The sequence below is a fragment of the Streptomyces sp. NBC_00075 genome, assembly GCF_045041225.1.
Lineage (GTDB): Bacteria > Actinomycetota > Actinomycetes > Streptomycetales > Streptomycetaceae > Streptomyces > Streptomyces adonidis.
On the sequence record NZ_CP108243.1, the window covers coordinates 195624 to 207330 of the forward strand.

Consider the following 11707-nt stretch of genomic DNA (forward strand, 5'->3'; position numbering starts at 1 on the left):
GCGGGGGCACCGCCAAATGGTCAGGCAGCGCCCCCGCCGTCGAGGAGGGCCACGACCATCCGGCGGACCGCCTCCGTGATCAGCCCCGGGGAGGTCGCCAGGTTCATTCGTACGAAGCCCGCTCCCCCGGTGCCGAAGCCCGTCCCGGAGTTGAGGGCGACCCGGCCGCGCTCCAGGAATACGGTCGCCGGGTCTGCGGGGAGGTCCAGCGCTCGACAGTCCAGCCACGCCAGGTACGTGCCCTGGGCCGGTTCGTAGCGCACGGCCGGGAGGTGCTCGGCCAACAGGTCGGCCAGCAGACGGCGGTTGTCGTCTAGGGCCGCGAGCAAGGCGTCGAGCCAGTCCCCGCCGTCCCGCAGGGCGGCCGTGTGGGCGAGGACGCCGACGTGGCTGGGGCCGTGGCTGACCTCTTCGGGAATGCGGGCCAGGTCGTCCGACGCGCCGGGGCCGGCGACGGCGAGGGCGGCCTTGAGTCCCGCGAGGTTCCAGGCCTTCGACGCCGACATCAGCGACAGGCCGTCCTCGGCGCCCGGCACGGTCAGGTACGGGACGAACCGCACGCCTCCGGCCAGGAGCGGTGCGTGGATCTCGTCCGCCACAACGCGCACACCGTACGTCCGGGCCAGTCGCGCGGCATCCGCCAGCTCGGTGGCGGTGTGCACCGTACCGGTCGGGTTGTGCGGGCTGCACAGTAGGTACACGGGCCGATCACCACCCTTCGCGGCACGCCCGAACGCCTCCTCCAGCGCCGCGAAGTCGATCCGGAAGTCCGGGCCCAACGGGGCTTCCAGGATCGGTCTGCCCATGTTCCCGACGAACTGGTAGAACGGCGGATACACAGGCGAGTTGACGATCACAGGATCGCCCGGCCCCGAGACCAGCTTGAGCATCTCGACGATGCCCAGCATCACATCGGGCACGATCGCCGTACGCTCCACCGCGAGGCCGTCCCAGCCCCACCGCTTGCTCGCGAACTCCGCGAGCGCCTCGGCGTATCCCGTGCCTGCCGGATATCCGGTGTCCCCGAGCGCCACCGCGTCGGTGATCGCCCGCGCGACCGGCTCGGCCAGCGGCACGTCCATCTCGGCCACCCACAACGGCAGTACGTCGTCCGGGTAGGTGCGCCACTTCATGCTCGTCCGCTTCCTCAGCTGTTCCAGGGAGAGGCTGCGCAGCGGGTTCGAGCCGTCGGGGACAGGAGTTTCTCGCGGAGAGGTGTCCATGCGGCCAAAATACGCGAAGGGGTCTGAACGAAATCCACGTCTTTCGGTCCCGACCCGCTCGCGCTCACGCATGCACCTCCATGTCGCCGACCGGCACGGCGCAGCACAGCAGCGCCTGGCCGGTGTCCAGTGGTACGGCCGGTTCGCTGAGGTGGGCGACCTTGCCGGTGATCCGCTGGCGGCAGCTTCCGCAGGCTCCGGCGCGGCAGGCCGAGGGCAGCTTGATGCCCTCGGCTTCGGCCGTGTCGAGGAGCGTGCCGGTGTCCGCGGTCCAGGTGGCACGCGTGCCGCTCGCCGTGAACTCCACGGTGAACGGGCCGGGCTCGGGCGGTGGCCGTTCGTCGAGGGCCACCGGGCGCGGTGACAGGAAGCGCTCGTCGGTGACGGCGTCGCCCGGGACGCCTGCGGACAGCAACGCGTTGCGCACCTTGTCGACGAAGCCGGGCGGGCCGCAGAGGTACGCCTCCACCGTCCCGTCCGCCGCCAGTTCACGCAGGTCCGCTCCGGTGGGACGGCCGGGTCTCGCGCCGTACGGCAGTTCGGCCCCGGGGTCGGTGACGTACAGCCGTGCTGTCGAGTGAGGCAGTTTCGCGAGGAGTTCGAGCACCGGTTCCCACAGCGGGGTCTCGGCGCTGCTGCGGACGACGTTCAGCACGGTGACCGGGCGCTCGGGGGCGGTGTCCAGCAGGGTGCGGAGGATGGGGAGCACGGGGGTGATGCCGATGCCCGCCACCGCGAGCAGGAGCGGGCGGTCGGAGGAGGCGTCGGTCGTCAGCTCGGTGCCGTACGGGCCGGACAGGAGCACGCGGGAGCCGAGCGGCAGGGCGTGCAGCCAGGGTGACATACGACCGTCAGCGATCCGTTTGACGCTGATGCGCACTTCGGTCTCGGCCGCCCCCGTGAGGGTGTAGCAGCGCCACAACGGGCCTTCCTCGTCCGTGAGATGGAGGCGGAGGTGCTGGCCGGGGCGGCACCTGGCCCCGGCGGGGTCGCGGAAGGCGAAGGTCGTGACGGTGGGGCTCTCCTCGGTCCGCCCGATCAGTTCGGCCCACCGGGGACGGCCGGGTTCTGCCAGGCGGGCGGCGTACCGAGGCATCGCGGGTGCGTTCCCCCGGTGCACGAGCCGGTCCCCCACCTCGATCCGGCCCCCGCGTACGACCCGGGCGTACACCCCGCAGTACAGGTGCCCGAAGCGTGAGGCCAGCAGCGCCGGGACGTTCAGGTCTCGCACCCGCGTTCCGGGGCGGACGGTGGTGGCGCGGCAGCGCTCGGTCGGGAACGTGAACTCCAGTTCCGCCGCGCCGAGTTGGACCCGATGTCCGGGCAACTCCAGCTCGTGCCAGGCGCCGAGGCCGGAGACGTAGAGGTTGGCCCGGAAGCGGAGGGGATCGACCGGTACTCCGGCCGCCTGCGAAAGTGCCTCCACCGTGTCGAGGTTGATGACAGAGAGGGGTGCGTCGGGCCAGTCCCACAGTGCGGCGCCGGGGCGCTCCAGGCGGACCGGCCCGAGCAGGTCACGGATCCGCTCGTCGGTCTCCCTCAGGTCGCCGCCGTCCAGGGCGATCCGCAGCTCACGGCCGTCGGGGGCGGTGAGGCGCAGGGCGTCCGGCTCCGACGTCAGTCCGTAGGCGCCGAGTTCGGCGTGCTTGCGCAGGCGCAGCAGGACCTCGCTGGAGATCCAGCCGCTCGCGTTCGCCTTGACCGGCACCGCGTCCTCGGAGAGGCCGAAGGCACGGTCCAGCGGGAGTCCTTGACCTGCCGTCAGCTCGGTATGGGACAGCGGTTGGCCAGGCAGTCCCTTGACGGGGTACCGGTACAGGGCCGTCAGAAGTGCTCCCACGCCGACTCCTCCCCCGCCGTGCAGGGACCGCCGTCGTGACAGCTCAGTCGGCCCTCCGCCAGGTCCAGCCGGACCGTGAGGAGTGTGCGCCACTGCTGGTGGAACGTCAGCCCCTGCTGCGGATGGCAGCACACCGGGGCGCCGTCGCTCTCGTGGACGTCGAGCAGCTCGGTCCAGCGGGCCGGATCGGGCGAGGCGAGCAACTTCCGCCGGGCGGCGAGGTGTTCGAGCCGGGCGTAGGTCCCGGCGGTGGGTGCGGCCAGCTCCCCGGCGGCGAGGCGGGGATCGAGGAAGTGGTTGGTGTGCAGGAGGTATCCGTCGCTGTCCGGGGGCAGTACGGCGGTTCCGGCCGGGCTGAGTTCGACGCACACGGCGTCGCCGTGCCGTCCGTCGTGGGCGACGACCGTCAGCACGGTGGACGCCGAGACGTCCGCCGACCGGGCGATGTCGACGGCCTCGGCGAGGGTGGCGGCCTCGTCGAGGATCCTGCGGGCCACGATGTGCACCGGGACGCCGATGCGCGCACCGTCGGCGGTGTGGCTGAGGATGTTGAAGTGCAGCCCGAGACCTGCCGAGTTGAGGCCGATCTTGCCGAGGATGCCGGCCTCTGTGAAGGTCCGCACCTCACCGGTCCGGCCGGTGGGGTGCCGGACCAGGTTCTTGGTGTCGGTGAACTCCTCGTGCCAGTCCCAGGTCTGGATGGTGTGCGGGGCGCCGGGGCCGCCGACGTACACGGCGGTGGTGCACTCGCCGTCGGCGGTGGCGCCGACGGTCGCGAGGATCTCGGTGCGCGCGTTGAGCATCCCGAGCTGCCACGGCTCCACACCCGCGCCCCGGGCCAGGGCGACGAGTTCGGTGTGCAGGGCGGGCGCCCAGCGCCGTATCTCCTCGGCAGCCTGTTCGCCGTACGACGGCAGCAGCGCGGGATCGACGTGTACGGCTTCGAAGAGCCGCCGGTACTCGGTGATGCTCCTGCGTATGCGGGCCCGGTCGGCGGTGCCGACGGTGTGGCCGCGTTCCGCCGGGTCGGCGGTGTCGGTGTGGTGGCGGGCGATCACCGGGCGCTGCTCAGGATCGCGTCCCACATCACCTCGGCCGCGATGGCGCCGAGGCCCACGGAGTTGATGGCGTGGGCGCCGACCCGGGAGGGGGTCGTCGGCAGGTCGACCTCGTCGGTGGTGAGGGTGAAGAGGGTGTCGCCGTCGAGGTTGGTGTGGAAGGGCTGGATGCCCCGGTTCATGGAGCCGTGCACCTGTCTGCCGAACTGTTCCAGGGCCCGGTCGTCGAGCCGTACGTTGGTGATCAGCGCCGAGATGGTGGTGTTGCCGTGCGCGGTGGTGGGGCCGTCGCCGGCGAAGGCGGCCTGGTAGTCGAGGTGGGGCAGGCGGCGGGTGCCGGTGGCGGGGTCGTAGTTGCCGCGGATCACGGTGCCGTCGCGGTCGACGATCACGCCGACCGCGTTGACCACGGTCACGGCGAGGATCCTGATGTCGCCGATCTGCCGGAAGGCGGCGCCCTGGCCCGAGAACTCGCAGCGGGTGTAGTCGATCTTGCCGACGGAGGCGCTGATCCCGGCCCCGGCCCGGCCCACGGGGACCCGGTCCGTCGAGGCCATGCGCAGGGCGGCCCGGCCGAGGGCCGCGTCGGGGACCACGGCGTTCCCGCGGGCGGCGAAGTCGTAGATGATCGCGCCCGACACGCACTTGAGGGCGTCCCAGCCGACCTGGTGGTCCACCCGGGCCCGCAGCTCGTCGGCGACGCCGGCGCAGGCGCCCAGCCCGTAGAGGGAGCCGCCGGAGAGGCAGATGGCGTGGGCGTACTGCTTGTCGCCGTAGGAGAGGCCGATGGCGCCGCCGCGCTCGTCGATGAACATGCGGGCGCCGGCCGGGACATGGACCACGGTGGTGCCGGTGGGGCCCTCCGTGTACTGGGCGGTGCCGACCTCGACGCCGGGGAAGTCGAACTCGACGGTGCCTCGGCCGGGGCTGGGCTGCGGGACGAGGTCGAAGTCGTCGTTGCTCTTGGCCGGGCCGAAGGACGGTGGCGGGATGATCCGGGCGGCCGGTGCCGTGTGCTCGGTGAGCGTCATAGCGTCTCCAGGAGCTGTCGTGAGTAGGGGTGCTGCGGGGTGGCGTAGAAGCGCTGGGCGTCGGCGAGTTCGACGATCTCCCCGGCGCGCATGACCGCGACCCGGTGGGCGAGGTAGCGCACGGCGGCGAGGTCGTGGGAGATGAACAGGGCGCCGAAGCCGTGCTCGGTCTGGAGGTCGTGGACCAGGTTGAGGATCTGTGCCTGCACGGAGACGTCGAGGGCGCTGACGGCCTCGTCGAGGACGATGAACTTGGGGTGGGTGATCAACGCACGGGCGATGGCGACGCGTTGGCGCTGGCCGCCGGAGAGTTCGTGCGGGAGCCGTTCGGCGAAGGAGGCTGGCAGGCCGACCTGGTCGAGGATGCGCAGGACCGCCGGGTGGTGGGTGCGCAGTCGGCCGCCCTGGGCGGCGGCGAGGGGTTCGGCGACCGAATCGGCCACCGTCAGACGGGGGTTGAGCGACCAGTGGGGGTTCTGGAGGACGGCCTGGACCTCTCCGGCGCGGGTGCGGCGGCCGCCGTACGGGAAGCGGACGGCGCCGGACGTGGGGCGGCGCAGGCCGAGGGCGACGGAGCCCGTGGTGGTCTTGCCGGAGCCGGACTCGCCGACCAGGCCGAGGGTCTCGCCGGCGGCGATGCTGAAGCTGACGTCCTTCACCGCGGTGAGTTTCTTGAACACGACGGACACGGAGTCCAGTTCGAGGACCGGTTCGCTCATCGGACCTCCTCCTTCGCCGGTCGCGCGGTCGATGCAGTAGCTGCCGTAGCCGGGTGGTGGCACAGCAGCGTCCGGTCCTCGACCGTGCGGGGTGCCGGGCGGGTCGTACGGCAGTCGTCGGCGGCCGAGAGGCAGCGCGGGCAGAAGACGCAGCCGGGGGTGTCCTCGGTGAGGACCGGTGGGGTGCCGCCGATGGTGAGGAGCCTGGTGCCGTCCTTCGCGCGGGCGGGGTCGGCGGCGGACAGGGCTGCGGTGTAGGGGTGTCGGGGTGCGGTGAGGACCTGGGCGGTGGCTCCGTCCTCGACGACACGGCCGCCGTACATGACCGCGATGCGCGCGCACCGGCGGGCGACTCCGCCGAGGTCGTGGCTGAGCCACAGCACGGTGGTGCCGTTCTCGGCGGCGAGCCCGAACAGCAGGCGCAGCACTTCCTCGCGGACCTGGGTGTCCAGGGCGGCGGTGGGTTCGTCGGCGATCAGGAGGTCCGGTTTGCGGGCCATGGCCATGGCGACGATGACGCGTTGGGCCATGCCGCCGGAGATCTCGTGCGGGTAGAGGCGCAGGACGCGTTCGGGGTCGTTGATGCGGACGCCGTCGAGGAGCGCGGCGGGGTCCGCCTCGGTGGCCCGCAGGGCCAGCCGCAGCTGGCGGCCGATGCGCAGGGTCGGGTCGAGGGCGCCGACGGGGTCCTGCGGGACGAACGCCAGCCGGTCGCGTCGGAGTCGGGCGAGTCGGTCGGGCGGCATGTCGAGCACGGACTCGCCGTCGAGCAGGACCCGTCCGCGCGGGAACACGGTGGCCTTCGGCAGCAGGCGACCGACGAGCAGGCCCAGGGTGGACTTGCCGGATCCTGACTCGCCGACGATGCCGACGGTCTCGCCGCGGTGGACGGTGAGGGAGGCGCCGTCGAGGGCGCGGACGGCGCGCTTGCCGGTGCGGTACTCGGCGACGACGTCCTCGATCTCCAGCAACGGTGTCGTCATACCAGCGACCTCGTCTCTCGGGGCTCGAAACGGTCGCGCAGGCTGTCCCCGATGAGGTTGACGGCCATGATGGCGGCGATCAGGACGACTCCAGGGGCGATGATCAGCCAGGGCGCGCCGACCATGTAGAGGCCGCCCTCCTGGATGAGCAACCCGAGGGAGGCGTCCGGGAGTTGGACGCCGTAGCCGAGGAAGCTGAGGCCGCCCTCGACGAGGATGCCGACGGACAGGGCGTAGGTGCCCTGGACGGCGACGGTGCCGGCGACGTTGGGCAGGATGTGCCGGAGCATGATCATCGGGGCGCGGACGCCGCTGATCCGGGCGGCGGTGACGAACTCGCGGCGGGCGACCGCGCGGGCGGCGATGCCGACCATGCGGGTCATCAGCGGGACGGTCACCAGGACGATCGCGGCGAGGGCGGCCGTACGGCCGGGGCCGAGGACGGCGGCGACCAGGACGGCGAGGACGATGGCGGGGAAGGCGTACAGCACGTCCCCGATCCGCAGGATCATCTCGGCGGTACGGCCGCCCCGGTAGCCGGCGAGGACACCGAGGGCCGTGCTGATGACCGCCGTGCAGGTGACGGCGAGGGCGGACAGCAGGAGCGTGGTGCCGACGCCCTGGAACAGCCGGGGAAGCAGGGAGCGGCCGAGGTTGTCGGTGCCGAGGGGCCAGCTCGCGGCCGGGGGTTGCAGGCGCGGGCCGACGATGGCGTCGGGGCGGCCTCCGATGCCGGCGAGCTGTCCGACGAGGGTGACGAGGACGAGGGCGACGAGCACCCACAGGGCGGTGCGGAAGAGGCCGTCGTAGCCGCGCATGGCTGCCGCGCGGCGGATACGCCGAGGGAGGGATCCGCCTGCGGCGGTCACGCCGGACTTCGGGGCGGGCGACTCGGGGCCCGGGGCCGTCGGGTCGGCGTTCGGTGCGGGCGGCTCGGGGCCCCGGCCCGTCGGGTCGGCGCTCGGCGCGGCCAACTCGCCGCCCGGAACTGCCAGATCGACATCCGGCGCAGCCGACCCGCCGCCCGGAACCGCCAGATCGACATCCGGCGCAGCCGACCCGCCGCCCGGAACCGCCGTCCCTGCGGTCCGCGCGGCCAGGTCGGTCTCCGGGTTCCGGGTCGGACGGGGCCGGAGTTCCTTCCTCCTCATCCCCTCGCCTCCTTTCCGACCGTGCCGATCCTCGGGTCGAGCAGCCCGCTGACCAGGTCCACCAGCAGGTTGGTGGTGATGAACACGGTCGCCGCGAGGAGCACGCCCGCCTGGATCACCGCGTAGTCGCGGCGGTCGAGGCCGTCGACGAGGTACGAGCCGAGGCCGGGGACGTTGAAGAGGCGCTCCACGATGACCGTGCCGCCGAGGAGGTAGGCGCTGAGGGTGGCCACCAGGGTGAGGACGGGGACCGCCGCGTTGCGCAGGACGTGGTGGCGCACGATGAATCCCTTCGGTTCGCCACGGGCGACCGCCGCCGCGATGTGGGGTTCGACGAGCACGCCGAGCACCGCGTCACGGGTCGTGCGGGCGGTCGCGGCGACGCAGAACACGGCGAGGACGCAGGCGGGCAGGATCAGGGAGCCGACGGAGCCGAGCGGGTCCTGGGACCAGGGGACGTACGTCCCGACGGTCAGGCCCAGGCTGTACCGGGTGAACAGGAACACCACCAGGCTGCCGAGGACGAACTCCGGCAGGCTCATACCGAAGGCGCTGACCAGCCGGCCCGGCACTCCCCCGCGTCCGCCGCCGTCCCGGGTGCCGGTGTACACGCCGAGCGGGACGCCGACGGCGACGGTGAGGAGGAGGGCGAGCACGGTGAGGGTGACGGTGACCGGGAGGCGGTCGCCGAACTCGGCGGCGACCGGGGTACGGGCGGCGAGCGAGGTGCCGAAGTCTCCCTGGACTGCGTTGCGCAGCCAGTATCCGTACTGCTCGACGACCGGCCGGTCGAGGCCGAAGCGGGCCGCGGCCTCCGCCTTCTCGGCACGGCTCGCGAGCGGGCCGAGGACGAGGTCGGTGTAGCTGCCGGGCATGGCGCGGACCGCCGCGAAGATCAGCACCGAGGCGCCGAAGAGGGTGAGGGCGGCGGTGGCGGTACGGCCCAGGAGCCAGCGGATGTGGTCCATGGCCGGCTACTTCGCGCCCGGGAGCGTGTAAGAGGTGAGGTCGCGCAGGAAGTTGCCGTAGCCCTCGGAGGAGCGCAGGGTGGGGCTGACCTGGTCGGTGCGGTAGCCGATGACGGAGGGGCGGGTCACCAGGGGCAGCATCTGGGCGGCGGTGTCGACGCGGGCGCACAGGTCGGCGAGGGTCTTGGTGCGGGTACTGCCGTCGGGCTCGCTCGCGGCCTTGTCGATGAGGGCGTCGAGGGTCTTGTCGTCGTTGAGGAAGGTGCCGGAGAAGCCGGCGATGACGGGGTCCCACCAGCGGGACACCATGGAGGCGTCGACGTATCCGGCGAACCAGCCGATGGCGAGGTCGAAGTCGGGCTTCGCGCCGAACACCTTGGCGCCGTAGGTGGTGTCGTCGTACTTCTGGATCTTGACGGTGACGCCGGCGGCGGCGAGCTGCTGCTGGATGACCTGGGCGATCTGGCCGACGGCGGGCTCGGAGGTGTAGACGGCGAGGCGCAGGGTGCCGATGTTCTTCAGGGCGGTGGTGTCGCCGGTGGTGGCGGGGAGCTTCGCGGGGTCGCAGGCGCCGGGCAGGACGCTCGGGGTGACGCCGGTGGGCTGGGACTGGCCGCCGAGGGCGACGGAGGCGATCTCGGTCCGGTTCAGGGCGCTGTTCAGCGCGAATCTGATCTTCTCGTCGGCGAGCGGTGAGTCGGGGTTCTTCGAGTTCTGGATCAGGTAGTAGAAGTCGCTGTTGGTCTGGCTGACGACCTTGGCGTTCTTCGTGCCGGTCAACTGGTCCATGGAGTCGACGTTGTTGAAGTTCACGAATGCCGCGCTGCCGTTGCGCAGAGCGGCGAGCCGGGCGGCTTCCTGCGGCACGATCTCGATCTTCAGATCGCTGATGCGGATGTTCTTCGTGTCGCGGTAGGACGAGTTGCGGGTGAAGTTCCAGTACTGGTCCTGCTTGTGGTTCTTCACCACGAACGGGCCGGTGCCCAGCATTTCCTTCTGCGGGTCGAGCGAGCCGTCGTCGATCTCCTTCATGGGGAGGATCGCGGCGGGGGTGTTGGCGAGCGCGGCGAGGAACGGCGTGTAGGCCTTGGTGAGTTCGACGGTCACCTGGTCCGCGCCCGTTGCCTTGACGGACTTCACCGGGCCGAGCTGAGCGGCGTAGGCGGCCTTGGACTTCAGCAGGCGCTGGATGCTGCCGACGACGTCGGCGGGGGTGAGCGCGCGGCCGTTGGAGAAGGTCACGCCCTTGCGGAGGGTGAAGACGTAGGTCGTGGCATTCGGCTGCTTCCAGGAGCTGGCGAGCAGGGGTTCGATACCGAACTTGGGATCGATGGTGACGAGGGGCTCGTAGACGAGGGACTCGATCGACCAGGAGCGGGCGGTGGCGGCGGTCTGCGGGTCGAGACCGCCGGCCTCCACGGAGTCGTAGTCGAGCTGGACGGTGAGCGGTCCGGAGCCCTTCAGAGAGGTGTCGGATTCCGCGAGGTAACCGGACTTCGACGCCTTGCCGGCGGTGCCCGCATCCGTGGTGGCAGGCGCGGAACAGGATGTCATGGCGGCCGAGAGAGCGGCGGAACAGGCGACGAGGAGTGCTGATCTTCGCATTCTCGCTCCTCCTTTCGGAGAGTTTGCCGGATCGTTCCGGCAATTACGGTGAGAGAACCGGTGGTTGGGGTGACACGGGATTCCTGTGACGCTTTCGGAGAACGCCTACGCAGAGGTGGAGGCGCGGAAGTGGAGGTCGATGGGAAGGGGACGCACGGTCCCCCGTGGCGTCTCGCCGGAGAGGATCTCGCAGAGCAGCCGGGCGCACTCGGCGCCCATGGTCCGCGGCCGTAGGTCGACCGCGGTGATCGGGGGTTCCGCCGTGCGCATGGCGGAGCTGTCGACGCAGGAGGCGAGGAGCAGGTCCTGGCCCACCGTGCGTCCGGCGGCGCGCAGTTCGGGCAGTACGGCCGCGGCGGCGCCGTCCGCGGCGCACACGATCGCGTCGATGTCCGGCGTCCGCGTGAGCAGTTGCCGTACGGCAGCCTGGAGCACGTGGGGCGGGGAGCCGAACGGCTCCTTGCTGACGAGTTCGGGCAGGCCGTGCTCGGCGCACCAGCGGGCGTGGGTCCGCTGGAGGGTGAGGGCCCAGTCGCCGGTGGTGTCCGAGGCGACGAACGCCGGGCGGCGGGCGCCGGACGCGTAGAGGTGGTCGAGGAGTTCGGTCATCGACGCGTCGTGGTCGGAGCGTACGACCCCGGTGGGCTCACGGTCGCCGACGTACCGCTCGGCCGTGACGACCGGCAGTCCGCTGCTCATCAGCTGCTCGACGAACGGGTCCTCGGCGATCGGGTCGCACAGCACCAGGCCGTCGACCTGCGGGATCGTGCCGCGTCGCTGCGGGAGGTGTCCGGAGGACAGCAGGGTGACGTTGAGTCCGGCGCGGGCGGCCTGTTCGGCGACGCCGAAGACGAACGACATGTAGTACTCGGCGCTGGTCAGGAACTCGGGGATGTGCAGCGCGATGGTCTCGGTGACCGAGGTGCGCAGGCTGCGGGCGGTGCGGTTGGGCGCGTAGCCGAGCCGCTCGGCCGCCTCCAGCACCGCCCTGCGGGTGGGCCCGGACACCCGGCCGTGGCCGCGCAGCGCGTCCGACGCGGTGGTCTTGGACACCGCCGCTTCCCGGGCCACGTCGGCGATGGTGGGCGCGTCGGGCCCGGGGGGCAGGTCAGGAATCCTGGTCGACATG

10 protein-coding genes are annotated in these 11707 nt (G+C 71.8%); all 10 read right to left on the reverse strand.

Features of this window, described 5'->3' with window-relative positions; translation table 11 throughout:
• Window positions 1-20 precede the first annotated feature (20 nt).
• Window positions 21-1223: a MalY/PatB family protein gene (locus OG787_RS00905; RefSeq protein ID WP_369033413.1), complete on the reverse strand. Its 1203-nt coding sequence runs from the start codon at window positions 1221-1223 to the stop codon at window positions 21-23.
• Between the two features lie 64 nt (window positions 1224-1287).
• The gene (locus OG787_RS00910; RefSeq protein WP_405533971.1) at window positions 1288-3063 is read right to left on the reverse strand and encodes an MOSC domain-containing protein; all 1776 of its coding nucleotides are present in this window, start codon (window positions 3061-3063) and stop codon (window positions 1288-1290) included.
• On the reverse strand, window positions 3048-4148 hold the full coding sequence (locus OG787_RS00915; RefSeq protein WP_405533972.1) for a C45 family autoproteolytic acyltransferase/hydolase: 1101 nt from the start codon (window positions 4146-4148) through the stop codon (window positions 3048-3050). Before OG787_RS00915 ends, OG787_RS00910 begins: the two co-directional genes overlap by 16 nt.
• The gene (locus OG787_RS00920; protein WP_405533973.1) at window positions 4118-5152 is read right to left on the reverse strand and encodes a P1 family peptidase; all 1035 of its coding nucleotides are present in this window, start codon (window positions 5150-5152) and stop codon (window positions 4118-4120) included. Before OG787_RS00920 ends, OG787_RS00915 begins: the two co-directional genes overlap by 31 nt.
• A complete protein-coding gene (locus OG787_RS00925; protein ID WP_405533974.1) occupies window positions 5149-5871 on the reverse strand; it encodes an ABC transporter ATP-binding protein in 723 nt (240 codons plus the stop codon). The genes OG787_RS00920 and OG787_RS00925 overlap by 4 nt, the downstream gene beginning before the upstream one ends.
• Complete coding sequence (locus tag OG787_RS00930; RefSeq protein WP_405533975.1) at window positions 5868-6854, reverse strand: ABC transporter ATP-binding protein; 987 nt, start codon at window positions 6852-6854, stop codon at window positions 5868-5870. The genes OG787_RS00925 and OG787_RS00930 overlap by 4 nt, the downstream gene beginning before the upstream one ends.
• Complete coding sequence (locus OG787_RS00935; RefSeq protein ID WP_405533976.1) at window positions 6851-8005, reverse strand: ABC transporter permease subunit; 1155 nt, start codon at window positions 8003-8005, stop codon at window positions 6851-6853. Before OG787_RS00935 ends, OG787_RS00930 begins: the two co-directional genes overlap by 4 nt.
• On the reverse strand, window positions 8002-8973 hold the full coding sequence (locus OG787_RS00940; RefSeq protein ID WP_405533977.1) for an ABC transporter permease: 972 nt from the start codon (window positions 8971-8973) through the stop codon (window positions 8002-8004). The genes OG787_RS00935 and OG787_RS00940 overlap by 4 nt, the downstream gene beginning before the upstream one ends.
• A gap of 6 nt (window positions 8974-8979) precedes the next feature.
• Window positions 8980-10578 carry an ABC transporter substrate-binding protein gene (locus OG787_RS00945; RefSeq protein ID WP_405533978.1) on the reverse strand — a complete coding sequence of 533 codons (1599 nt, stop codon included), beginning with the start codon at window positions 10576-10578 and terminating at the stop codon, window positions 8980-8982.
• A 105-nt stretch (window positions 10579-10683) separates the two neighbouring features.
• Window positions 10684-11706, reverse strand: coding sequence for a LacI family DNA-binding transcriptional regulator (locus OG787_RS00950; protein ID WP_369033404.1), 1023 nt, complete (start codon window positions 11704-11706; stop codon window positions 10684-10686).
• Between the last annotated feature and the right edge of the window lies 1 nt (window position 11707).

Bases quoted from the DNA above. Each gene is read 5' to 3' on its own strand.
- OG787_RS00905 (WP_369033413.1), bottom strand. From the start codon at position 1,223: ATGGACACCTCTCCGCGAGAAACTCCTGTCCCCGACGGCTCGAACCCG.
- OG787_RS00920 (WP_405533973.1), bottom strand. From the start codon at position 5,152: ATGACGCTCACCGAGCACACGGCACCGGCCGCCCGGATCATCCCGCCA.
- OG787_RS00925 (WP_405533974.1), bottom strand. From the start codon at position 5,871: ATGAGCGAACCGGTCCTCGAACTGGACTCCGTGTCCGTCGTGTTCAAG.
- OG787_RS00930 (WP_405533975.1), bottom strand. From the start codon at position 6,854: ATGACGACACCGTTGCTGGAGATCGAGGACGTCGTCGCCGAGTACCGC.
- OG787_RS00935 (WP_405533976.1), bottom strand. From the start codon at position 8,005: ATGAGGAGGAAGGAACTCCGGCCCCGTCCGACCCGGAACCCGGAGACC.
- OG787_RS00940 (WP_405533977.1), bottom strand. From the start codon at position 8,973: ATGGACCACATCCGCTGGCTCCTGGGCCGTACCGCCACCGCCGCCCTC.
- OG787_RS00945 (WP_405533978.1), bottom strand. From the start codon at position 10,578: ATGCGAAGATCAGCACTCCTCGTCGCCTGTTCCGCCGCTCTCTCGGCC.
- OG787_RS00950 (WP_369033404.1), bottom strand. From the start codon at position 11,706: ATGTCGACCAGGATTCCTGACCTGCCCCCCGGGCCCGACGCGCCCACC.